We start from the raw sequence: 20,631 nt of genomic DNA, 5'->3' as shown, positions 1-20,631 counted from the left end.
TCCTGTCTCCTCAGAGGTATGCAACCGGACAATTGGCTGGCACAAGGCAATGGAGCGGCTTGATCAGCCGCTCAAGGCGGGTGTTCAGTTACGGCCAGCCATCACGCCGCCGTCGACATCCCAGATGGCACCAGTGACCCAGCTGGCCTGCTCGGAAAGCAGGAAGGCCACCACGCCGGCAACATCTTCCGGCGTACCCACGCGACCGATCGGGTGGAAGCTGTTGAAGCCTTGCAGCGCACTGTGGACTTCAGACTTGGGGATGAAGCCTTCGTAGATCGGGGTTTGCACCACCGCAGGCGAGACTGCATTTACGCGGATGTTGTAGGCGGCCAGCTCCATCGCCAGATGCTGAGTCAGAGAATGCAGACCTGCCTTGGCCATGGAATAGGCGGAAGATGGAGTGGCGGCAATCGCCTGTTTGGCCCACATCGAACCGATGTTGACGATGGCGCCTGGGCGACCGCTTTTAACCAGGTTCGCTGCTACTTTCTGAGTGATGAAGAAAGTCGCCCTGTTCAGCTTCATGTATTGGTCGAAATCAGCCTCCTGATGCTCCAGGAATGGCTTGGGGAAGAACACACCCGCCGCGTTGACCAGCAGATCGATGTCGGCATGCTGTTCGCTGATGATGCTGAGCAATCCGCTCAAGCCTTCGTCACTGGTGAGGTCCGCGACCAGAGCCGCCACTGGACCCAATGTGGAGAGCTCCTTACGGGCCTCTTCGGTCTTCTCAGGACGACTCCCTACAATCACAACGCTGCCGCCTTGGGAAAGCACCAGGCGCGCGGTTTCCAAACCCATGCCGCTTGTACCGCCGACGACCAACAGCTTCTTGCCTTTGAATTGAGCACTCATGGCTAACCTCCTTGCGCTTGCTCACGGCAAGCAATGGTTGAATGGTGAAAACAAGCTGGACCGGAGCTGTTGGCTCCCGCCCTGACCGTGAGCAGATATTCGATTCTTTCGTCAGCCCGAACAAACGAGATAAAGTGTCCTTCCACTAAAGAAAAAATTTACCGACATGAATATTCCAGTTCATCTGAATGCCCTGCGCGCATTCGAAGCAAGCGCGCGGCATCAAAGCTTTTCTGCGGCGGCAGCCGAGCTGAATGTCACGCCGGCAGCGGTCGGCCAGTTGGTGCGCACGCTGGAGGATTGGCTTGGAACGCCGCTGTTTCACAGAAGCACCAGCGGCCGGGTGCGCCTCGTCCCCACCGAGGCGGCAGAGCGCGCGTTACCAGAAATCAGAGCGGGTTTCGATCGGCTGACCTTGGGGCTGGAGAAGCTCAAGGAAGGCTCCGTCAGCGGTGTACTGACCGTGACGGTCAGCCCCGCATTTGCGGCTAAATGGCTGCTGCCGCGCATCGACAGTTTCCATAGCGCCTGGCCAGACACCGACGTACGCCTGGATACCAACCTGCGCGCAGTCGACTTCGTTAGCCAGCGTATCGACATCGGTGTGCGCTACGGGGCCGGTGAGTGGGCGGGACTGGTGGCCGAAAAGCTGATGGAGGAAGAGGTTTACCCGGTGTGTTCACCTAGCCTGCTGAACGAGACGCTCCGCTTGCAGCTCCCGGAGAGCCTTACCAAGCACACCCTGATTCACGACTTGTCGATGGACAGCCATACCGGTTTCCCGACCTGGGACAGCTGGCTAAAAAAGGCAGGTCTAGCGGGGGTTTCCACCATTCGCGGGCTGAAGATCAACAACTCCGCCGCCGTACTGCAAGCGGCCATTGACGGCCAAGGCATTGCACTGGCCCGCAGCGTGATGGCGCGCGACGATCTGGCTGCTGGACGGCTGGTGCGGCTTTTCCCGGAGATCCAATTCGAGTCGGCTCTCGCCTACTACGTGGTTTACCGCCAGGAGTGCGCAAACCTGCCTCGCCTCAAGGCCTTTCGCGATTGGCTGTTTGAGGTAAGTACTCGATAGGCTGCTGGCCGACCGGCTGCTTTTGGCGGGTAGCAGCCCCTCACGAGCGACTGCTACCGGCCAGGAGCGGTCTCTCGCAGTGAGTACGTATTTCGTTGTACGACCAGCTTCAAGGACACCAGCTCAAAGGTGTTCCAAACGCTTCTGCAACACGAGCCAGCTTCTCAGCGGACTTGGCAGAAATAGCGAGAGGCGGCTCTTTGATCATGTAGAACAGATGATCAAGGGCGATACCCGCCTCGCCGTGTGCAAGGTAGTCCAGAACGATTTCTGCCCCATTCTCAAGACCCGCCTGAGCCAGTGGATGGTCATCAGGTATGGGGCCGAGCTGCGCATAGGCAGCGGACATCAGTGCAGAGACCTCATCCAGCACTTCGGAGAGGTCTGCATGTAGCGTGGGGCTCAACTGACTCATTTCGCCTTATTCCCTGCGATCATCGGTTCAGTTTGTATCGGCAGAACCTGAAGAGTCAAAGCGATGATTCTGCTAAGGGCTGCAATCGGCCAGGAGCAGATATAGCCTGTTTGAAGGCAATGGCTACCGGCCGTGTGCTCAGAAGCGCAGTTGCTCAATCTAGCTTGAGTAACGTTCGCACTCGTTGGGCGGTCTCATGGGCACTATCAGGGATCAGCATCGAAATTCCCAAATAGTGCTCAAGATGCAGCGTAAGAATCTGCTCCCCTACCGCCAAATCCCAGTAGCGCTGATCCGTTTCATCGAGCTTTTCTTTCCAGTAACCGCCAAGACCTTGCTCAAGAACCTGCGCTACGTTCTCGAAAAGCTGCCAGTCGGCGCTCTCTGATATTTCTATTTCCATCATTTGTCACCTCTCCAGAGAAATGCAGACTCTCTTAGCTCCTGCCAACGGCCGCCATGGGTCGGAAGCAGCCATTCGCCTACGGCTGCTATGCAGGCCAACTGCACACCCCGCCTCGCTCTTTGCCACGCCCGATTGACAGCCTCACGGCAACTCCCTGACGTTGCTCAGCCGCTCAACAGAACGGTGTGGGATTGGCGTCACGGAATTCTGGAAGGTGTCTGGGTCAATCTCCGGCACCTTGCATGGCTGTCCCCATGTTATGGGCGGGCCGTGCGGGGCATCTTCGGATGCGCCGGTTCCCAGATTCCGGTACGCCAACCTGTACGGTCCGCCCTCCCCGATTGGCGTCGGGAGACGGAAGACTGAGTCGATCTAGGAGATTTTCATGAGCCTTGCAGCCCATGTTCTATCCCATCCCCTCAAGCACGCTGCCCCGTCGGACCTCTACGACGCTGCCCAGTCCCACCATGCGCCTGCTGGCCGGCGCGCCGGACCAGGGGGAACGCCCGCCGAGGATGTACTGGACGGCACCTTCAGCGCTGAATACCTGACGACCGATGCCGAGCGGTTGTATGCCGCAGCTGAGGAGCATGGGCGGGCGTAGGGCGCATAACCGTTCGCGGTTATCCGCCGTCGACCGTGCCACCGGGGCGTCCGGCGTGGCCGGTGAATCCAATCGCGGACGAAGTCCGCTCCTACGACCGTGCCTCCCTGGTGCCATAGTGCCGGCCGCGCCGGGGCGCTCTTCGTAGGAGCGCGCCCTGCGCGCGATATCGCGGGCAGGGCCCGCTACAGGTTGATGCCGAATGGACGGCCCTCTCGTGGCTAGCCGAGCTTCTGCGCCAGCTCGCCGATGAACTGGCGCAGCCATTCGTGGTGCGGTTTGCCGTGCTTGGCGATGTCCCAGACCATGAAGCAGCGGAAGGACGGCACCGGCAGCGGCGCCGGACTCGCGCGCAGCTGGGTCATGGCCGCGTAGCTCTCGGCGGCGAAGGTCGGGAGCGTGGCGATGGCCTCGCTGCTCACCAGCGTGGTCAAGGCGCCGCTGAAGTGGGTGAAGGAGGCGATGACGCGGCGGGCGTAGCCGGCGGACTCGAACATGTCGTCGATGAAGCCGCGGCGGCCGTCGTAGGAGATGCGCACGTGGTCGGCAGCGAAGTATTCCTCCAGGCCGATGAGTTCGTCCGCCGCGCCGGCTCGCGGGCGGAACAGGCAGGAGTATGAAGAGGAGAACAGCACCTGGGACGAGTAGCTGGTGTTGAAGTCCTTCGGCTCGCTGCAGATCACCAGGTCCATGTCCGGGTCCTGCAGCGACTGCTTCCACAGCGAGCTGTTGCTCTGGTGGAAGGCGAAAGTCACGCCCAGGCCCTGCTCCGCCGCCGCGCTGACGATGCGCGGGGCGAGGTAGGACTCGATGTCGTCGGACAGGCCGATGTTGAACAGGTAGCTGGAATCGCGCGGGGAGAACTCCGGCTCGGCGCCCAGCACGCCGGAAATGGAGGTCAGCGCCTCGGCGATCTTCGGCGCCAGCTCCATGGCCTTGCGCGTGGGCTGCATGCCGGAGGCGGTGCGGATGAACAGTTCGTCGCCGAAATGCTCGCGCAGCCGGCGCAGCGCCGCGCTCACCGCGCCCTGGGTCACATGCAGCATCGCCGAGGCGCGGGTGGCGCTGCGCTCGGTCATCAGGCAGTGGAAGGTGAGCAGAAGGTTGAGGTCGATCCGCGAGATATTACGTACGTTAATCCGGCTCATATTTGCTAATCGTTTGCCCCGTGCCCGAGGAGATTCCTAGTCTGGCGTCCACAACAACATAACAAGCGCTGGAGAATTCTGTGGACGCGATTGAGCAAAGCATGGGTGCAGGCGGCATCCGGACCAGGGGTGGACAGTCGGATATCCGCAAGCGGGCCATCGCGGTCGGCATCGGCAATTTCATGGAATGGTTCGATTTCGCCATCTACGGCTACTTCGCCGCGGTGATCGGCATGCTGTTCTTCCCCTCCAGCGCGCCGGGCGTGTCGCTGCTCTCATCGCTGGCGGTGTTCGCCGTCGGCTTTCTCTCCAGGCCTTTCGGCGCGTTGATCCTCGGGCCCATCGGCGACCGCTTCGGCCGCCGCGCGGTGCTGATCATCACGGTGTTCGGCATGGGCGTGTGCACCACCATCATAGGCCTGCTGCCCTCCTACGAGGCGATCGGCATCGCCGCGCCCATCCTGCTCATCGCCATGCGTTTCATCCAGGGCATGATGGTCGGCGGCGAGTGGTCCAGCGCCGGCATCTACATCGTCGAGAGCGCCCCGTCCAACCGCCGCGCCACCGCCGCCAGCGTGATCACCGGCACCGCGGGGCTGGCCTTCCTGTTCGGTACCTTCACCGCCGCGAGCATCGCCTCGGCGCTGGACGACCAGCAGTTGGCGGCCTGGGGCTGGCGCCTGCCGTTCGTGGCGTCCATCGTGATGACCGGCATCGCCGTGTTCATCCGCCGCAAGCTGGGCGACACCCCGGTTTACGAGGAGATGGTCCGCCAGCGCGACTCGCACAAGGCACAAGCCCCGAGCCGCGCCGTGCGCCGCCGCGCCTTCGTCACCACCTTCGCCTTCTCCGCGCTGTTCGGCGTCTCGCTCTACTACTTCATCACCTACGCCAACAACCACCTGGTCTCCACCGTCGGCCTGCCGCGCAGCAGCGCGCTGTGGCTGTGCAGCGCGGCGCTGGTGATCTATGTGATCGTCAACCCGCTGATCGGCCAACTCAGCGACCGCATCGGCCGGCGCAGGCTGCTGCTGGGCGCTGCCGCCGCGCTGACGCTGCTGGCCTATCCGATCTTCCTGCTGCTCAACAGCGGCAACCCGCTGGCGATTCTCGCCGGGCTGATCGTGATGGGCGTGCTGGTGGCGATCACCGCGGTGATGGACGTGGTGCTGCTGGTGGAAGTCTTCCCGGCCTCGATCCGCTCCACCGGCGCGGCCCTGGGCCACAACCTGGCGCTGGCGATCCTCGCCGGGCCGGGGCCCTTCATCGCCGCCGCGCTGATTCGCCAGACCGGCGACGCGAACCTGCCCGCGGCCTACCTGGCGGCGGTCTCCCTGGTGTGCCTGGTGGTGCTGTGGAAGACCTTGCCGGAAACCCGCGACAACGACATCAGCCGTTTCTAAGCCTTTCAACAGACAGTCAGGAGCCCCCAATGACCCGTGTAGCAATCATCCAGGCCGCCTCCGTTCCCTACGAGCCGATGGCCGGCGTCGAGAAGGCCTGCGGCATCCTCCGCCGCGTGGCGGAACAGGGCGCGAAGCTGGCGGTGTTCCCCGAGGCCTTCATCGGCGGCTACCCCAAGGGGGTGGCCTTCGGCAGCGTGGTGGGCAACCGCAGCGCCGCGGGACGCGAGCTGTACCAGCGCTACGTCGAAGGCGCCGTGGCGCTGGACAGCCCGGAGCTGGCGGTGCTCGCCGAGTGCGTGGAGCAGACCGGGGTGACCGTGGTGGTGGGCATCATCGAGCGCTTCGGCCGCACCCTGTACTGCACCGCCGTGACCCTGGCGCCGGGGCGCGGCATCGCCGGCTACCACCGCAAGCTGATGCCCACCGGGCAGGAACGGCTGATCTGGGGCTTCGGCGACGGTTCTACGATAGAGCCGGTGGACACCGAGTTCGGCGTGCTGGGCAGCGTGATCTGTTGGGAGAACTACATGCCGGCGCTGCGCCAGGCCATGTACGCCCAGGGCGTGCAACTGTATTGCGCGCCCACCGCGGACGACCGCCCGTCCTGGGCCAGCTCGATGGTGCATATCGCCCTGGAAGGCCGGGTGTTCGTGCTCTCCGCCTGCCAGGCGATCCGCCTGGGCGAGTACCCGCAGCAGCATCGCGAGGCGTTCGGCCTGGACTATCAGGAGGACGAGTACGTGATGCGCGGCGGCAGCATGATCGTCGGCCCGCAGGGCGAAGTGCTGGCCGGCCCGGAGTTCGACTGCGAGACCGAACTCTACGCCGACCTCGACATGGCCCAGCTGAGCAAGGGCAACCTCGATTTCGACGCCTGCGGCCACTACGCGCGGCCGGATGTGTTCGAGCTGAAGGTGAATACCGCACCGCTGCGGCCGGTGACTTTCGAGCCTTGAGGGCGACCGTTGCAGGGGGCGTGGCCGCGGATCGCGGACGAAGTCCGCTCCTACAGGGGAGGTGGTGCGCAAGGGGGCGATGGGTATCGCTGCGCTCCACGCCATCCTACGGAGCAGCTCCCTGATGCTTCGGAACAGGAGAAGCCCCGCATTCGCAGGGCTTTTCAGTTTTCAGGCGATATCGGCGAAGCGCTCGATATGCGGTTGTTCGCGGTGCCTGGCCTGCCAGATGTCGTAGTCGGCCTGCACGCCGAGCCAGGTGCGCGCCGTGCCGATGCCGGCCAGCTCCAGGCGCACGGCCAGGTCCGGGCTGATGGGCGCGCGGCCGTGCAGCACCCGCGACAGGGTTTCGCGTGCGAAGCCCAGGCGGCGGGCCAGTTCGGTGACGCTGATATCGAGCGCCGGCAGCACGTCTTCGCGCAGGGTTTCGCCAGGATGTGGTGGATTGAACATGACCATGGGCACCCCCTCCTGTTCAGTGGTAATCAAGATAGTCGACAAGTTCCACGTCGTTGCCGATGAAGCGGAAGATCACCCGCCAGTTGCCGCTGACCGTGAGTGACCAGAAACCGTCCAGTTCTCCCTTCAAGGGATGCAGACGCCAGCCCGGCAGGTTGAGGTCGTCCGGAGCGGCCGCTCGATCGAGGAACGGCAACATACGCGCCAGGCGTTTGGCGTGGTCGGCACGGATTCCTCGGGTGGAGCCAGTTCTGAAGAACAGAGCCAGGCCCTTGTGCTGGAAGCTGACGATCATGCGGCGAAGTGTGATGCAATACATCACACCAAGCAACAGGTAGTTGGAAACCCAATCAGGTTATGCGTGGGGAAAAGATGGGTATCGCTGCGCTCCACGCCATCCTATGCCTGCGCCTCCCAGACCCTGGGGGAGCGACTGCCTTGCCGGCTGCGCCGGAACGCTTTTCGTAGGATGGGTTGAGCTTGCGATACCCATCGGACCATGGTGATGGGTATCGCTTCGCTCAACACCATCCTACGAAAAGCCATGCTCGCTCCTACGCGGCACCACCCACACCATTCCCTGCAAAGCCAGGTCCCTACCCTGCCAATGCCTCGCCGCTCACGCGCAGCACCCCGCTGTCGATCGCCAGGTGCACCAGCTCCGCATGGGAACTCACCTGCAGCTTCTGCTTCAACAACGTCACATGGTTGGACACCGTCTTGGCGCTCACGCACAGGTGTTCGGCCACCTGCCTTGCCGGCAGGCCGCGGGCGAGCATGACGAAGATTTCGAATTCGCGGCGGGTCAGGCCGTGCAGGCGCGGGTCGCCCGCTTCCAGGCCCCTGGGCTGGCAGGCCAGGCGGGTGGCCAGGGGTTGTTCGATGTAGAGCTGGCCGGCCAGCACGCGGCGCACCGCTTCGAGCAGCACCGCCGGGGCCGCGCCCTTGGTCACGTAGCCGGCGGCGCCGGCGTCCAGGGCCTGGCGCACCAGGGGCAGTTCGTCGTGCATGCTGAAGAACAGCACGCGCAACTGCGGCAGACGCTGGCGCAGGCGGCGGGTGACTTCCAGGCCGCTGATGCCGGGCAGGCCGATGTCGAGGATGACCAGCGCGGGAATCTCGCGTTGCACCGCTTGCAGCGCTTCCTCGCCGTCGCCCGCTTCCACCACGTCCGCTTCCGGCAGCAGGCCGCGCAGCAGGGCGGCTATGCCTTCGCGCACCACGAAATGGTCGTCCACCAGCAGGATTTTCATCGCTTTCTCTCCTCTCATGCCGCCACCGGCAGCGGCACCCGCAGGCGCAGCGCCAGGCCCAGGCCGGGCTGGCTGCGCAGTTGCAGTTCGCCGCCCAGGCAGCGGGCGCGCTCGCGCATGGAGCGCAGGCCGATGCCGGCGCGGGGCGGGCCGTCGCTGCCGCGGCCGTCGTCGCGCACGGCCAGGTACAGGTGGCCGCCGCGGGTTTGCAGGCGCACCCACACGCGGGTGGCGCCGGCGTGGCGGGCGACGTTGGTCAGCGCCTCTTGCAGCAGGCGGTACAGGTGCGCCTTGGCCGCGTCGCCCAGGGGCGGCAGGCTGTCGGGCAGGCTCAGGGCGCAGGCGATGCCCTGGCTGGCCTGCCAGTCCTCGACGTAGGCGCGCACCGCTTCGTCCAGGGCCAGGTGCTCCAGCACCACCGGGTAGAGGTCGCGGATCAGCGCGCGGAAGCTGTCGTTCAGGCCGCGGCAGTGCTGGTCCATGCGCTCCAGGGTGAGTTGCGCGGCGGGTTGGTCGTGCAGGCTGTGCAGCAGGAAGAGTTGCGCGCGGATGCCGGCCAGGTACTGGCCGATGTCGTCGTGCAGGGCCTGGGCCAGTTCCTGGCGCTCGCGCTCCTGCACGGCGAGCAGCGAGTGGGTCAGTTCGGCGTTTTCCTGGCAGGCGCGCTCCAGGGCCTCGGCCATGCCGTTGAAGCGTCCGGCCAGGCGTTGCGCTTCGGGCAGCGAATGGCCGGGCAGACGCACCTGCAGGCGGCCCTGGGCGATCTCGCCGAACGCGGCCTGCAACTGTTCCACCACCCGCAGCCCGCCGCGCACCGCCCAGCGGATGGCCAGCAGGCTGACCGCCAGGGCCACGCCGAACAGCGCCAGCAGCTGCACCAGGGAGTCGCGGACTTCGTCGATTTCGTCGCGCGGGTCCACGCTCAGCTGCACACGGCGGCCATCGGCCAGTTGCAGCGGCGCGGCGTGGTAGACGTCCGGGTACAGGCGCGCCGCCAGCCATTCGTCGAGCCAGCCGCGCGGCGCCGGCGGCGGCTGGTCGAGCCAGTGCACGCGCACGTGGCGCAGGCCGCCGGTGAGGCTCTGGTCGAGGCTGGCCGGGTCGCGCAGCGCCGCCTCGCGCAGGTATTCCACCACGGCGCGGGCGGCGTCCAGTTCGCGGCGCACGTCCTCGTCACCCTGGTGCAGCAGCACGGCCACGCACAGCGCGGCGACCAGGGCGAAGAACAGCCCGACCAGCAGGTTGATCCGCCACAGCGCCGACATGGCCGCGCCCTAGGGCCCCACGCGGCAGGGCTGGCCGGCGACGCAGGCGCTGGGCACGCCGGGGCGGGTGTGCAGGCTGTACATGAAATCGAAGCCCAGCAGGCTGAGGATCAGCAGGATGGGCAGTACCAGGGTGACGGCGATACGCATGGCTCGGCTCCCGTTGTCTTTGTTGTTGTAGGGCCATGCTAGGGGGCGGCCGCGGGCGGCGATCTACTACCTTGGTATTGCCCCGGCGGTACTTTCTGCATATTTCCCAGGCCCTGGCGCGTTCCTATGCTGGCGACACAACAACAATGGAGTCGCCCATGCGCCAGTTCGCCCTGCACGGCGTGGCCTACCTGCTGGCGGTCGCCTGCGCTGCCCTGCTCTGCCTGAACGCGCGTGCCGAGGATGCCCCGGCCGAGCTGCAGGTGCGCATCGCCTATCTCGGCTACACACCAGACCCCGGCCCGCTGCTGTCGAACATCATCCCCGAGCCCACCGACGCCGGCCTGCGCGGCGCCGAGCTGGCCATCGACGACAGCAACACCACCGGGCGCTTCCTCAAGCAGCGCTACAGCCTGGTCAGCGCCACCAGCGCCGATGCCCAGCAGTTGCTGGCCGAGGCGCGCAAGCTGCACGACGACGGCCTGCGCCTGTTCGTGGTCAACGCCCCGGCCGAGAGCCTGCGCCAACTGGCCGCCGCGCTGCCGGACAGCCTGCTGTTCAACGCCGGCGCCGCCGACGACGAGCTGCGCGCCGACCAGTGCCCGGCCAACGTGCTGCACACCCTGCCCAGCCGGCTGATGCTGACCGACGCCCTCACCCAGTTCCTGGTGCTGCGCAAGTGGACGCACTGGCTGTTGATCATCGGCCAGCGCCCCGGGGACCAGGCCTACGCCGCCGCCCTGCGCCGCTCGGCCAGGCGCTTCGGGGCCAAGATAGTCGAGGAGAAGGCCTTCACCTTCGCCAACGACCAGCGCCGCAGCGCCCAGGCCGACATGCCGCTGTTCACCCAGGCCGGCGACGACTACGACGTGGTGCTGGTGGCCGACGAGCACGGCGACTTCGGCGAGTACGTGCCCTACAACACCTGGCTGCCGCGCCCGGTGGCCGGCACCCAGGGCCTGGTCGCCACGGGCTGGCACAAGACCGTGGAAACCTTCGGCGCCGCGCAGTTGCAGAAGCGCTTCGAGGCCCAGGCCAAGCGCTGGATGAACGACCGCGACTTCGCCGCCTGGGTCGCCGTGCGCAGCGTGGCCAGCGCCGTGACGCGCCTGCGCAACGCCGAGCCGCAGGCCATCCGCGCCCTGGCGCTGTCGCCGGACCTGCCGCTGGACGGCTTCAAGGGCTACAAGCTCAGCTACCGCCCCTGGGACGGCCAGCTGCGCCAACCCATTCCCCTGGTGCAGCCGCGCGCGCTGGTCAGCACCTCGCCGCAGGAAGGCTTCCTGCACCCCGCAAGCGAACTCGACAGCCTCGGCCTGGATGCCCCGGAAAGCCGTTGCCGCCTCGCCGACGCCAAGCCCTGATCTGGAGATACACCATGTTCCGCGCCGCCATTTTCCGACCTGCCATGCTCCCGGCCACCCTGATCCCTTCCCTGCTGGCCGCCGCCCTGTGCCTGGCGCCGCCGGCCTTCGCCGCCAAGGCCTACGTATCCAACGAGAAGGACAACAACATCAGCGTCATCGACCTGGACAGCATGACCGTCACCGGCACCCTGGAGACCGGCAAGCGCCCGCGCGGCCTGGCGCTGTCCCACGACAACAAGCTGCTGTACATCTGCGCCAGCGACTCCGACACCGTGCAGGTGATGGACCTGGCCAGCGGCAGGATCGTCAGGCAGCTGCCCTCCGGCGCCGACCCCGAGCAGTTCGCCCTGCACCCCAACGACCGCTGGCTGTACGTCTCCAACGAGGACGACGCGCTGGTGACCGTGGTCGATACCCAGACCGCCCAGGTGCTCGGCCAGATCGACGTGGGCGTGGAGCCCGAGGGCATGGCGGTGAGCCCCGACGGCAAGTGGGCGGTGAACACCAGCGAGACCACCAACATGCTGCACTGGATCGACACCGCCACGCAGAAGCTGGTGGACAGCACCCTGGTGGACCAGCGCCCGCGCCACGCGGAGTTCAACAAGGACGGCAGCCAGGTCTGGGTGTCGGCGGAGATCGGCGGCAGCGTCAGCGTGGTGGACGTGGCCAGCCGCAAGATCCTCAAGAGCCTGCGCTTCGCCATCAAGGGCGTGCACCCGGACAAGATCCAGCCCGTGGGGGTGAAGCTGAGCAGCGACGGCAAGTACGCCTTCGTCGCCCTGGGCCCGGCCAACCACGTGGCGGTGGTGGATGCGAAGACCTTCGAGGTGCTCGACTACCTGCTGGTGGGCCGCCGCGTCTGGCACCTGGCGTTCAACCCGGACGAGAGCCTGCTGCTGGCCACCAACGGCGTCAGCGGCGACGTGTCGGTGATCGACGTGAAAGACCTCAAGGTGACCCGCTCGATCAAAGTCGGGCGCTACCCCTGGGGCGTGGTGGTGACGCCATGAACGCCCTGCGGGTGGCGGGCGTGGGCTTCGCCTACGGCGCGCGCAAGGCGCTGGACGGCATCGACTTCACCCTGCCGGCCGGGCGCTTCACCGCCCTGCTGGGGCCCAACGGCGCCGGCAAGTCGACCTTGATCGCCCTGCTCACGCGCCTGTACGACCTGCAGGTCGGCGAGATCGAGGTGTGCGGCTGCAGCCTGGCCCGCCAGCCGCGCCTGGCCCTGCGCCAGCTGGGCGTGGTGTTCCAGCAGAGCACCCTGGACCTGGACCTGAGCGTGGAGCAGAACCTGCGCTACCACGCCGCCCTGCACGGCCTGCCGCGGGCCCTGGCGGCCGACCGCATCGAGCAGGAACTGGCCCGCCAGCAGTTGCAGGAGCGCCGCCGCGACAAGGTGCGCACCTTGAACGGCGGCCACCGCCGCCGCGTGGAGATTGCCCGCGCGCTGCTGCACCGCCCGCACCTGCTGCTGCTCGACGAGGCCAGCGTGGGACTGGACCCAGCGGCGCGCCAGGGGCTGAACGAACACGTGCGCCAGCTGTGCCGCGACGAGGGCCTGGCGGTGCTGTGGACCACCCATCTGCTGGACGAGGTGCGCGGCGACGACCAGTTGCTGGTGCTCGACCGCGGCCGCCTGGTGGCCCAGGGCGAAGCGGCTCAGGTCAGCGCCGCCGACGGTGGCGACCTGCCCCGCGCCTTCGCCCGCCTCACCCGCCTGGAAGCCTGCGCATGAACTACGACACCCTCGGCTTCGGCCCCGCCGCCTACTGGCAGTGCCTGCGCGGCATCGTGGTGCGCGAGTGGCTGCGCTTCGTGCTGCAGCGCTCGCGCTTCCTCAGCGCCCTGGTGCGCCCGCTGCTGTGGCTGCTGGTGTTCGCCGCCGGCTTTCGCGCCGCGCTGGGCATCTCGATCATCGAGCCCTACGACACCTACGTGACCTACGAGACCTACATCGTCCCCGGGCTGTGCTGCATGATCCTGCTGTTCAACGGCATGCAGGGCTCGCTGTCGATGGTCTACGACCGCGAGATGGGCAGCATGCGCGTGCTGCTCACCAGCCCGCTGCCGCGCGCCTTCCTGCTGGCCGGCAAGCTGCTGGCCACGGCGCTGGTGTCGCTGCTGCAGGTGTACGCCTTCCTCGCCATCGCCTGGCTCTACGGCGTGCAGCCGCCGGCCTGGGGCCTGCTCGCGGCGCTGCCGGCGCTGCTGCTGGCTGCACTGCTGCTGAGCGCCCTGGGCCTGCTGCTGTCCAACGCCATCCGCCAGCTGGAGAACTTCGCCGGGGTGATGAACTTCGTGATCTTCCCGCTGTTCTTCCTGTCCTCGGCGCTGTACCCGCTGTGGAAGATGCGCGAGGCCAGCGTGGGGCTGTACTGGCTGTGCGCGCTCAACCCCTTCAGCCACGCCGTGGAGCTGGTGCGCTTCGCCCTGTACCAGCGCTTCGACCCGCTGGCGCTGGCGGTGTGCCTGGGGCTGACGCTGCTGTTCGCCGGCCTTGCGCTGCTCACCTTCAACCCGCAGCACGCGGCGCTGCGCAAGGGCTGAAAACTCCTACTTTGGTACTGGATCAACCCTCCGGACGTCGAATTTCCAAAGCAGCGCCCCTGGCATGTAATGGCGGGCAGAAGAATAAATATCGAGATGCCACCATGCCCCGCCTAGCCCCTGCCCTGCTCTGCGCGCTGCTGGGCCTGCCGCTGGCCCATGCGGACGAAGCGCTGTTCTCCAGCGACGGCTACCGCACCAGCCAGTACCGCAGCCCGACCCCGGCCAGCGCCGACCACGCCACCACCCTGGACACCGCCGCCCTGCAGGCGCTGCTCAAGCGCGAGCCGCGCACGCGCCTGGTGGACGTATACCGCCGCACCTGGCTCAACGGCCGGTTCGTGGCCAACGAGCCGCACCGCAACCTACCCGGCAGCCTGTGGCTGGCCAACACCGGCGACGGCGTGCTGAGCGCACCCTGGCAGGCCTACTTCCGCGAGAACCTGCGGCAGCTGAGCGAGGGCGACCCGACGCGCCCGCTGGTGTTCTACTGCCGCTCGGACTGCTGGGCCAGCTGGAACGCGGTCCGCCGCGCCCACGCGCTGGGCTATTCCAGGCTCTACTGGTACCGTGACGGAATAGACGCCTGGGAACAGGCCGGCCTGCCCCTGCAGGACGCCCAGCCGCACCCTTTCCCCTGAGCACACCCGGCAACGGCTAGCCGCCGCCCATAACGACAACAACGAGGTGTAGGCCATGTACAAGATCCTGATCGCCGACGATCACCCGCTGTTCCGCGAGGCCATCCACAACGTCATCGCCGACGGCTTCCCCGGCAGCGAGGTGATGGAGACCGCCGACCTCGACAGCGCCCTGGGCCTGACCCAGGAGCACGACGACCTGGACCTGATCCTGCTCGACCTGAACATGCCCGGCATGCACGGCCTGAGCGGCCTGATGAACCTGCGCAACGAGGCGCCGACCATCCCGGTGGTGATCGTCTCGGCCGAGCAGGACAAGCAGGTGGTGCTGCAGGCCATCACCTACGGCGCGGTGGGCTTCATCACCAAGTCCTCGCCGCGGGCGCAGATGACCGAGGCCATCGAGCAGATCCTCAACGGCAACGTCTACCTGCCCTCGGACATCATCCGCACGCAGAAGGCCTCGCCGCGGCGCAACGGCCACGAGGAGCACGGCATCCCGCCGGAGCTGCTGCAGGCGCTGACGCGCAAGCAGTTGCTGGTGCTGGAACGCATGACCAAGGGCGAGTCGAACAAGCAGATCGCCTACAACCTGGAGATCGCCGAGACCACGGTGAAAGCCCACGTCTCGGCGATCCTGCGCAAGCTCAAGGTGCACAACCGCGTGCAGGCCATTCTCAGCGCCGGCGACATCGACTTCGCCGCCTACCTGCGCCGCTAGGGAGCCGCCCATGCCCGCCTCGCGCACCCTGCTGCTCACGGCGCTGGCGATGCTCGCCTTCGCCGGCAATTCCCTGCTCTGCCGCCTGGCCCTGAAGGCCACCCAGCTGGACGCGGTGAGCTTCACCGGCATCCGCATCCTCTCCGGCGCGCTGATGCTCGGCCTGCTGCTGCGCCTGCGCGGCCGGGCCGGCGAGGCCAAAGGCAACTGGCGCGCGGCGGCGGCGCTGTTCGTCTACGCCGCGGCCTTCTCCTACGCCTACGTGCAGCTGGACGCCGGCACCGGCGCGCTGCTGCTGTTCGGCGCGGTGCAGGTGACCATGCTGGTGGTCGGCCTGCTGCGCGGCGAACGCCTGGCCGGCCAGGCCCTGCTGGGCTTCGCCCTGGCCCTGGGCGGGCTGCTGGTGCAACTGCTGCCCGGCGCCGGCGCCCCGCCGCTGACCGGGGCGCTGCTGATGCTGCTGTCCGGCGTGGCCTGGGGGCTGTATTCGCTGCTGGGGCGTAATGCGGGCGATCCATTGGCGGTGACGACGGGCAACTTCGTTCGTGGCATTGCCTTTGCTGCCGTGCTGGCCCTGGTGTTCCATGGCCAGTTGCGGGGGGATGTGCTGGGAGTGGTCTATGCGGTGCTGTCCGGGGCGCTGGCTTCGGGGATTGGCTATGCCATCTGGTACGCGGCGCTGCCGGGGCTGTCGGCGATCCAGGCGGCGTCGGTGCAGTTGAGTGTGCCGGTGCTGGCGGCGTTGTCCGGGGCGTTGGTGTTGGGGGAGCACATCGGTTTGCGGTTGTTGCTGGTGTCTTGCGCGGTGCTGGGGGGGATTGCGCTGATACTGCGGGCCAAGGTGCGTGTGCCGGCTGCTCAGCGGGCTTGAGCACTGGCTGGCTTTTCTTTGCCGGTGACTCCGCTCCCTCACCCTAACCCTCTCCCAGAGGGAGAGGGGACCGTTCGGCGTGCGCTGACGTTTCGGCGTTAGCCGGTTCGTACCGAGTATCCGGCTGGCACCAGATCCCTTCACCGCACAAACAAGCCCCCCCTCTCCCTAACCCTCTCCCTGAAGGGAGAGGGGACCGTTCGGCGTGAAGTGTGATTTCAGCGCTCGCCGGCCACGCCGGTGTTGCCGGATGGCACGAAAACCACCAGCGGCACGGATAGCCCCCTCTCCCCTCAGGGCGGGGCGCGCAGCCGAGGGCTGGGGAGAGGGTTGCGGACCTAACCCCGGCACCGAAGTCGAACCTCACCGCCACGCCCCCCAACCAACGGCGGATAACCGCGAACGGTTATCCGCCCTACTCCGCCCCCATCCCCCATGTAGGAGCGCGCCCTGCGCGCGAAAATCGCGGGCAGGGCCCGCTCCTACAGGTACGGCGCCAACCTCAGCCAGCCCTATCCATCAAATGACACAACGCCGTCTTCAGCTTCATCGGCCTAACCGGCTTGTGCATCAGCGTATGCCCCAACTCCCGCACCTGCTGCTTGAGCTCGTTGCTGTAGTTGGCCGTGATCATCAACGCCGGCAGCGGCGCGCCGCGGCGGGCGTTTATCGAGGCCACGGCGTCCACCCCGTTGCAGCCGTCGTCCAGGTGGTAGTCGGCTATCAGCAGGTCGGCTTCGGCGTGGAAGTTGTCCACCTGGCGCGCCAGATCTTCTTCCGATAGCGCGGTGACCACCCGGCAGCCCCAGGCTTCCAGCAGGGTGCGCATGCCGGCGCAGATGGCCGCGTCGTTGTCCAGCACCCACACCCGCGAGCCGCGCAGGCGTTCCACCAGGTGTTCGGCCTGCTGCGCCGGCTCCGGGCGCGCGCGCACCGCCCCGCGCGCCAGCGGAACCTCGATGGCGAAGCGCGAGCCCTTGCCGGGCACCGAGCCGACCTGGATGCGGTGGCCGAGCATGCGCGCGATCTTCTCGACTATCGCCAGGCCCAGGCCCAGGCCGCGGTCCTGGTGGGAGCGCTGGGTGTCGCCGCGCTTGAACTCCTGGAAAATCTCGCCGAGCTTGTCTGCCGGGATGCCCATGCCGGTGTCCCAGACCTCGATCCACAGGCTCTGCCGGCGCCGCCGGCAACCCAGCAGCACGCGGCCTGCGGGGGTGTAGCGGATGGCGTTGGACAGCAGGTTGCGCAGGATCCGCGCGAGCAGCTGCAGGTCGCTGCGCACCTGGGCGCTGCAGGCCACATAGTCCAGGCGCAGGCCTTCGCTGGCAGCGATCTGGCGGTATTCGGCGGCGAGGTTGCCGAGCAGCTCGCCCACCTCGAAGGGCGCGATGTCCGGCTTGATCACCCCGGCGTCTAGCTTGGAGATGTCCACCAGGGTGCCCAGCAGGTTCTCCACGTCTTCCAGCGAGTGGCTGATGTTGCGCACCAGGCCGTCGCCCTCGCCGCGCTCCTGCAGGGCGCTGGTGAACAGCCGCGCGGCGTTCAGCGGCTGCAGCAGGTCGTGGCTGACCGCGGCGAGGAACTTGGTCTTCGACAGGTTGGCCTGCTCGGCCTCGCGCTTGGCCTCGCGCAGGCGCGCCTGCACCTGGCTGCGCTCGTCGATCTCGCGCTTGAGCTGGTCGTTCAGGCTGGTCAGCTCGGCGGTGCGTTCGCGCACCCGCTGCTCCAGGTTCTGGTAGGCCTGGTGCAGCGCCTCGGCGGTGCGCCGGCGCTCGGTGATGTCGCGGATCAGCACGAACAGCCCGGCGACCTGGCCGTCGGCCTGGCGGTTGGGCACGTAGGAGCGCTGCATGTAGCGCTCCTGCCCGGCCAAGTTGGTCTCGGCGATCTCGAAGGTCACGCTCTCGCCCGACAGCGCCCGCTCGAAGTACGGCTCCAGGCGCCGGCAGTGCTCGGCGCCGTGCACCTCGCGCAGGTTGCGCCCGAGCATCGCGCCGCTGGGCCAGCGGTACCACTGCTCGTAGACCTTGTTGGTGAACTCGTAGACCAGGTCGGCGTTGAGGTAGGCGATCAGCGCCGGCACCTGGTCGGTGATCAGGCGGATCCAGCGTTCGCTCTCGCGCAGCGCCTCGGCATGTCGGTAGCGCTCGGTGATGTCGGTGAAGGTGTTGACGAAGCCGCCGGTGGGCAGCGCGTGGGTGCGGATTTCCAGCATGCGGCCGTCGAACAGGCGCTGCTCCAGGGCCGCCAGGGGCGCGCCGTCGTCGCCACGGCTGCGCGGGGTGAGCAGCGGCAGGCCGCTCTCGCCCATGACGTCGGCGAAGGGCCGGTGCGCGCCGATCGGCGCCAGCCCGCAGAGCTCCAGGAAGCGCCGGTTCCACAGCTCCAGCGCGCCCTCGGCGCCGACCATGGCCACGCCCTGGGACAGGTTGTCCACGGCGCGCTGCAGCAGGTGCGACTTCTGCGCCACCGCCTGCTCGCGGCGCGCGGTCTCGCTGAGCTTGATCTCGGTGATGTCGGTGTAGAGCACCACCAATCCGCCGTCACGGGTCGGCCGCTCGCTCATGCGCACCCAGCGGTCGTCGCGCAGGCGGTAGAGGGTGTGTTCGTCGTCGTTGCTGCGCTGTTCTTCGACTATCAGCCCGCTGCTCTGCGCCAGGCGGCGCACCTCGGCCAGCCGGGTACCGGCGCCCAGGCGCGCGCGGGTGGGCGCCCAGAGCGCGCGGAAGCGTTCGTTGAACAGCACGATGCGCTGCTGCGGGTCGAACAGCACGAAGGCGTCGGAGATGCTTTCGATGGCGTCCAGCAGGTGCTGGTGGGCGGTCTCGGCGCGCAGGCGGGCGTCGCTGAGCAGCTGGTTGCTGGACTTCAGCTCGGCCATGGCCTGGCTCAGGGCGTCGGTGCGCTCGCGCACCTGCTCGGCCAGCACCACCGAGTGCTGGAAGGCCCCGTAGGCGCCGTCGCCGCGCGAGGCGCTGGATTCGATGCGCTCGATCAGCGCGGTGTTGATGCGCTGCAGCTTGAGCTTGTCGCGCTCCAGTTCGTCGATGCGCGCCAGCAGCTCAGCCGGCGCCGCCACGGGGACGGCCAATGGCGACGCCGGTGAAGGTCTGGTTGATGTGCATGCCATTGAATTGCTCTCCGTAGGTGTTGAAGCCGATCACCTGCTGGTGGCGGAGAAAAGCGGCGGTGGCTGCGCTGTCGCCCGCCACTTCCAGCTCCAGGCGGCGCAGGAAGCAGTCGCAGCCGATGGTCAGCAGCGGCGGGCCGAGGCGTTCGTGCAGGCGCGCGAACTGCGCCTGCAGGTTGGGCAGCAGAGGCCCGGTGCTCATGGCGGTGAGGACGATGCCGTTCTCCACCGCGCAGTAGAAGGTCAGGCTGAAGTCGTCGTGCACCTGCTGGATGGAGCGCACGTAGTACTGGTCCTTGATGCGCACCGCCAGCGGGTGGCGGGAGAACAGCTCGAAGCTCAGTTCGTGGGGCTCCACGCCGATCAGCCGGGCGTATTCCAGGGCAGCGGGCTCGGCGTTGAGCTCCAGCACCCGGCGGCTGGCGCTGTCGGCGCGGGTCACCACCAGCTTCTCGCCGCGCGGCACCACGTGGTGGGTGGTGAACACCTCGAAGTCGAGCCAGGTGTTGAACAGCAGCACCACCGCCGCGCCGGTGTGGAACTGGCCCTGGTAGTAGACGTGGGTGTGGGTGAGGTGGTTGTCGTCGCCGGCCGAGCCGCCGAAGTGCGGGATGGCGCCAAGCGCCGCGCTGAGCGCCGCCAGCACCACTTCCTCGCGGCTGGACAGGCCGTCGAGCAGGGTCAGGGCGAAGCTGTGGTCCTTGATCGGCGCCAACTCGCTGCTACGGCAGTCGGCCACCAGGGCCTCCACCAGTTGCTGCGCGTCGATCAGGCTGAAGCGTTCCATCTCGTCGATCAGCGCGCTGGCCACGGCGAAGCTGCGCACGTCGAAGCCCACCGCGCTGACGCAACCGCGGCCGTAGCCCTGGGGCGTGATCTCGCCGGCGGTGGTGCAGCCGACCAGCTCGATGCCGCCGAAGTACTGCTCCAGCGCGGCGGCCAGTGCCGGCAGGTCGTACTCGGCGGAGCAGAAGAACAGCACGAAGCCCAGGTGCGGGTGGATCAACTGGCGCGCCAGGTCCTGGGCCACCGCCTCCGCGTCGCGGGCGCTGGACATGCCCCTGACTACCCCTTCGCCCTGCCCTTCCTGCATAAGCCTGCCTCAACGCCGGTTGACCACGGGGGCATTCTACGAAGGCGCCCGGCGCGGCCCCATGCTACTTGGGTGCTGGCGGGGACCTCCGAAAGGTGTAGGGGCGGGCTGGAGGTTCCGGTGTGGTTCGCGGGCAAGATCTGCTCCGGATGCAAGGGAAACGCCCGTAGGATGGGTTGAGCGAAGCGATACCCATCACCAGGGTCCGATGGGTATCGCAAGCTCAACCCATCCTACGAAAAGCACCTCGGCGCAGT

Annotated in this window: 22 protein-coding genes; 11 read left to right on the top strand and 11 right to left on the bottom strand. The window is 67.2% G+C overall.

Annotated elements, in window-relative coordinates; translation table 11 throughout:
* Positions 1–84: 84 nt before the first annotated feature.
* Positions 85–858 (bottom strand): SDR family NAD(P)-dependent oxidoreductase, encoded by a 774-nt coding sequence (locus PM1_RS12450; RefSeq protein WP_009622946.1) that lies wholly within the window; start codon positions 856–858, stop codon positions 85–87.
* A gap of 166 nt (positions 859–1,024) precedes the next feature.
* On the opposite strand from PM1_RS12450, the gene gcvA reads away from it, so the two are divergent.
* Positions 1,025–1,936 carry a transcriptional regulator GcvA gene (gcvA, locus tag PM1_RS12445; RefSeq protein ID WP_009622948.1) on the top strand — a complete coding sequence of 304 codons (912 nt, stop codon included), beginning with the start codon at positions 1,025–1,027 and terminating at the stop codon, positions 1,934–1,936.
* Positions 1,937–2,045: 109 nt separating this feature from the next.
* On the opposite strand, the gene PM1_RS12440 is transcribed toward gcvA, so the two are convergent.
* The gene (locus PM1_RS12440) at positions 2,046–2,351 is read right to left on the bottom strand and encodes a hypothetical protein (RefSeq protein WP_084229678.1); all 306 of its coding nucleotides are present in this window, start codon (positions 2,349–2,351) and stop codon (positions 2,046–2,048) included.
* A 154-nt stretch (positions 2,352–2,505) separates the two neighbouring features.
* A complete protein-coding gene (locus PM1_RS12435; protein ID WP_024128694.1) occupies positions 2,506–2,757 on the bottom strand; it encodes a DUF3630 family protein in 252 nt (83 codons plus the stop codon).
* A 385-nt stretch (positions 2,758–3,142) separates the two neighbouring features.
* Here PM1_RS12435 and PM1_RS12430 point away from each other — a divergent pair, with 385 nt between their 5' ends.
* Positions 3,143–3,361: a hypothetical protein gene (locus PM1_RS12430; protein WP_024128693.1), complete on the top strand. Its 219-nt coding sequence runs from the start codon at positions 3,143–3,145 to the stop codon at positions 3,359–3,361.
* A 221-nt stretch (positions 3,362–3,582) separates the two neighbouring features.
* Here PM1_RS12430 and PM1_RS12425 read toward each other — a convergent pair whose 3' ends face one another.
* Entirely contained in the window at positions 3,583–4,509 is a 927-nt protein-coding gene (locus PM1_RS12425; protein WP_009622951.1) for a LysR family transcriptional regulator, read from the bottom strand.
* A 101-nt stretch (positions 4,510–4,610) separates the two neighbouring features.
* Between PM1_RS12425 and PM1_RS12420 the strand changes: the two genes are divergently transcribed.
* On the top strand, positions 4,611–5,912 hold the full coding sequence (locus tag PM1_RS12420; protein ID WP_152604520.1) for an MFS transporter: 1,302 nt from the start codon (positions 4,611–4,613) through the stop codon (positions 5,910–5,912).
* Between the two features lie 29 nt (positions 5,913–5,941).
* A complete protein-coding gene (locus tag PM1_RS12415) occupies positions 5,942–6,871 on the top strand; it encodes a carbon-nitrogen hydrolase family protein (protein ID WP_009622954.1) in 930 nt (309 codons plus the stop codon).
* 171 nt (positions 6,872–7,042) lie between these two features.
* On the opposite strand, the gene PM1_RS12410 is transcribed toward PM1_RS12415, so the two are convergent.
* From PM1_RS12410 to PM1_RS12390, 5 genes are all read right to left on the bottom strand, one after another.
* Positions 7,043–7,330 (bottom strand): HigA family addiction module antitoxin, encoded by a 288-nt coding sequence (locus tag PM1_RS12410; protein WP_009622956.1) that lies wholly within the window; start codon positions 7,328–7,330, stop codon positions 7,043–7,045.
* Between the two features lie 16 nt (positions 7,331–7,346).
* Positions 7,347–7,625 carry a type II toxin-antitoxin system RelE/ParE family toxin gene (locus PM1_RS12405; protein WP_024128692.1) on the bottom strand — a complete coding sequence of 93 codons (279 nt, stop codon included), beginning with the start codon at positions 7,623–7,625 and terminating at the stop codon, positions 7,347–7,349.
* Positions 7,626–7,926: 301 nt separating this feature from the next.
* Positions 7,927–8,583 carry a response regulator transcription factor gene (locus PM1_RS12400; RefSeq protein WP_009622960.1) on the bottom strand — a complete coding sequence of 219 codons (657 nt, stop codon included), beginning with the start codon at positions 8,581–8,583 and terminating at the stop codon, positions 7,927–7,929.
* Positions 8,584–8,597: 14 nt separating this feature from the next.
* Positions 8,598–9,848, bottom strand: coding sequence for a sensor histidine kinase (locus PM1_RS12395; RefSeq protein WP_009622962.1), 1,251 nt, complete (start codon positions 9,846–9,848; stop codon positions 8,598–8,600).
* A 9-nt stretch (positions 9,849–9,857) separates the two neighbouring features.
* On the bottom strand, positions 9,858–9,998 hold the full coding sequence (locus tag PM1_RS12390; RefSeq protein ID WP_009622964.1) for a hypothetical protein: 141 nt from the start codon (positions 9,996–9,998) through the stop codon (positions 9,858–9,860).
* Positions 9,999–10,156: 158 nt separating this feature from the next.
* Between PM1_RS12390 and PM1_RS12385 the strand changes: the two genes are divergently transcribed.
* From PM1_RS12385 to PM1_RS12355, 7 genes are all read left to right on the top strand, one after another.
* A complete protein-coding gene (locus PM1_RS12385; protein ID WP_009622967.1) occupies positions 10,157–11,362 on the top strand; it encodes an ABC transporter substrate-binding protein in 1,206 nt (401 codons plus the stop codon).
* A 44-nt stretch (positions 11,363–11,406) separates the two neighbouring features.
* Entirely contained in the window at positions 11,407–12,378 is a 972-nt protein-coding gene (locus PM1_RS12380; protein WP_043300392.1) for a YVTN family beta-propeller repeat protein, read from the top strand.
* Positions 12,375–13,106: an ABC transporter ATP-binding protein gene (locus PM1_RS12375; protein ID WP_009622971.1), complete on the top strand. Its 732-nt coding sequence runs from the start codon at positions 12,375–12,377 to the stop codon at positions 13,104–13,106. The genes PM1_RS12380 and PM1_RS12375 overlap by 4 nt, the downstream gene beginning before the upstream one ends.
* Entirely contained in the window at positions 13,103–13,918 is an 816-nt protein-coding gene (locus tag PM1_RS12370; protein ID WP_009622973.1) for an ABC transporter permease, read from the top strand. The genes PM1_RS12375 and PM1_RS12370 overlap by 4 nt, the downstream gene beginning before the upstream one ends.
* Before the next feature lie 104 nt (positions 13,919–14,022).
* Positions 14,023–14,559, top strand: a complete 537-nt coding sequence (locus PM1_RS12365; RefSeq protein ID WP_009622975.1) for a PQQ-dependent catabolism-associated CXXCW motif protein — start codon at positions 14,023–14,025, stop codon at positions 14,557–14,559.
* Positions 14,560–14,614: 55 nt separating this feature from the next.
* Positions 14,615–15,280 (top strand): response regulator AgmR, encoded by a 666-nt coding sequence (gene agmR / locus PM1_RS12360; RefSeq protein ID WP_009622977.1) that lies wholly within the window; start codon positions 14,615–14,617, stop codon positions 15,278–15,280.
* Positions 15,281–15,290: 10 nt separating this feature from the next.
* Positions 15,291–16,151: a DMT family transporter gene (locus PM1_RS12355; RefSeq protein WP_009622979.1), complete on the top strand. Its 861-nt coding sequence runs from the start codon at positions 15,291–15,293 to the stop codon at positions 16,149–16,151.
* A gap of 502 nt (positions 16,152–16,653) precedes the next feature.
* On the opposite strand, the gene nahK is transcribed toward PM1_RS12355, so the two are convergent.
* Together nahK and nosP are read right to left on the bottom strand one after the other, a co-directional pair.
* Complete coding sequence (nahK, locus tag PM1_RS12350) at positions 16,654–19,281, bottom strand: hybrid sensor histidine kinase/response regulator NahK/ErcS' (protein ID WP_084229677.1); 2,628 nt, start codon at positions 19,279–19,281, stop codon at positions 16,654–16,656.
* Complete coding sequence (gene nosP, locus PM1_RS12345; protein ID WP_009622985.1) at positions 19,214–20,374, bottom strand: nitric oxide-sensing protein NosP; 1,161 nt, start codon at positions 20,372–20,374, stop codon at positions 19,214–19,216. Before nosP ends, nahK begins: the two co-directional genes overlap by 68 nt.
* Between the last annotated feature and the right edge of the window lie 257 nt (positions 20,375–20,631).

This window comes from Pseudomonas sp. M1, from assembly GCF_022760135.1.
Taxonomy (GTDB): domain Bacteria; phylum Pseudomonadota; class Gammaproteobacteria; order Pseudomonadales; family Pseudomonadaceae; genus Pseudomonas; species Pseudomonas citronellolis.
This window is presented reverse-complemented; position numbering and strand designations above follow the sequence as displayed.

Excerpts from the sequence above, each read along its gene's own strand:
- PM1_RS12450 (WP_009622946.1), bottom strand. The coding sequence starts at position 858 with ATGAGTGCTCAATTCAAAGGCAAGAAGCTGTTGGTCGTCGGCGGTACA.
- gcvA (WP_009622948.1), top strand. The coding sequence starts at position 1,025 with ATGAATATTCCAGTTCATCTGAATGCCCTGCGCGCATTCGAAGCAAGC.
- PM1_RS12440 (WP_084229678.1), bottom strand. The coding sequence starts at position 2,351 with ATGAGTCAGTTGAGCCCCACGCTACATGCAGACCTCTCCGAAGTGCTG.
- PM1_RS12435 (WP_024128694.1), bottom strand. The coding sequence starts at position 2,757 with ATGATGGAAATAGAAATATCAGAGAGCGCCGACTGGCAGCTTTTCGAG.
- PM1_RS12430 (WP_024128693.1), top strand. The coding sequence starts at position 3,143 with ATGAGCCTTGCAGCCCATGTTCTATCCCATCCCCTCAAGCACGCTGCC.
- PM1_RS12425 (WP_009622951.1), bottom strand. The coding sequence starts at position 4,509 with ATGAGCCGGATTAACGTACGTAATATCTCGCGGATCGACCTCAACCTT.
- PM1_RS12420 (WP_152604520.1), top strand. The coding sequence starts at position 4,611 with ATGGGTGCAGGCGGCATCCGGACCAGGGGTGGACAGTCGGATATCCGC.
- PM1_RS12415 (WP_009622954.1), top strand. The coding sequence starts at position 5,942 with ATGACCCGTGTAGCAATCATCCAGGCCGCCTCCGTTCCCTACGAGCCG.
- PM1_RS12410 (WP_009622956.1), bottom strand. The coding sequence starts at position 7,330 with ATGGTCATGTTCAATCCACCACATCCTGGCGAAACCCTGCGCGAAGAC.
- PM1_RS12405 (WP_024128692.1), bottom strand. The coding sequence starts at position 7,625 with ATGATCGTCAGCTTCCAGCACAAGGGCCTGGCTCTGTTCTTCAGAACT.
- PM1_RS12400 (WP_009622960.1), bottom strand. The coding sequence starts at position 8,583 with ATGAAAATCCTGCTGGTGGACGACCATTTCGTGGTGCGCGAAGGCATA.
- PM1_RS12395 (WP_009622962.1), bottom strand. The coding sequence starts at position 9,848 with ATGTCGGCGCTGTGGCGGATCAACCTGCTGGTCGGGCTGTTCTTCGCC.
- PM1_RS12390 (WP_009622964.1), bottom strand. The coding sequence starts at position 9,998 with ATGCGTATCGCCGTCACCCTGGTACTGCCCATCCTGCTGATCCTCAGC.
- PM1_RS12385 (WP_009622967.1), top strand. The coding sequence starts at position 10,157 with ATGCGCCAGTTCGCCCTGCACGGCGTGGCCTACCTGCTGGCGGTCGCC.
- PM1_RS12380 (WP_043300392.1), top strand. The coding sequence starts at position 11,407 with ATGCTCCCGGCCACCCTGATCCCTTCCCTGCTGGCCGCCGCCCTGTGC.
- PM1_RS12375 (WP_009622971.1), top strand. The coding sequence starts at position 12,375 with ATGAACGCCCTGCGGGTGGCGGGCGTGGGCTTCGCCTACGGCGCGCGC.
- PM1_RS12370 (WP_009622973.1), top strand. The coding sequence starts at position 13,103 with ATGAACTACGACACCCTCGGCTTCGGCCCCGCCGCCTACTGGCAGTGC.
- PM1_RS12365 (WP_009622975.1), top strand. The coding sequence starts at position 14,023 with ATGCCCCGCCTAGCCCCTGCCCTGCTCTGCGCGCTGCTGGGCCTGCCG.
- agmR (WP_009622977.1), top strand. The coding sequence starts at position 14,615 with ATGTACAAGATCCTGATCGCCGACGATCACCCGCTGTTCCGCGAGGCC.
- PM1_RS12355 (WP_009622979.1), top strand. The coding sequence starts at position 15,291 with ATGCCCGCCTCGCGCACCCTGCTGCTCACGGCGCTGGCGATGCTCGCC.
- nahK (WP_084229677.1), bottom strand. The coding sequence starts at position 19,281 with ATGGCATGCACATCAACCAGACCTTCACCGGCGTCGCCATTGGCCGTC.
- nosP (WP_009622985.1), bottom strand. The coding sequence starts at position 20,374 with ATGCAGGAAGGGCAGGGCGAAGGGGTAGTCAGGGGCATGTCCAGCGCC.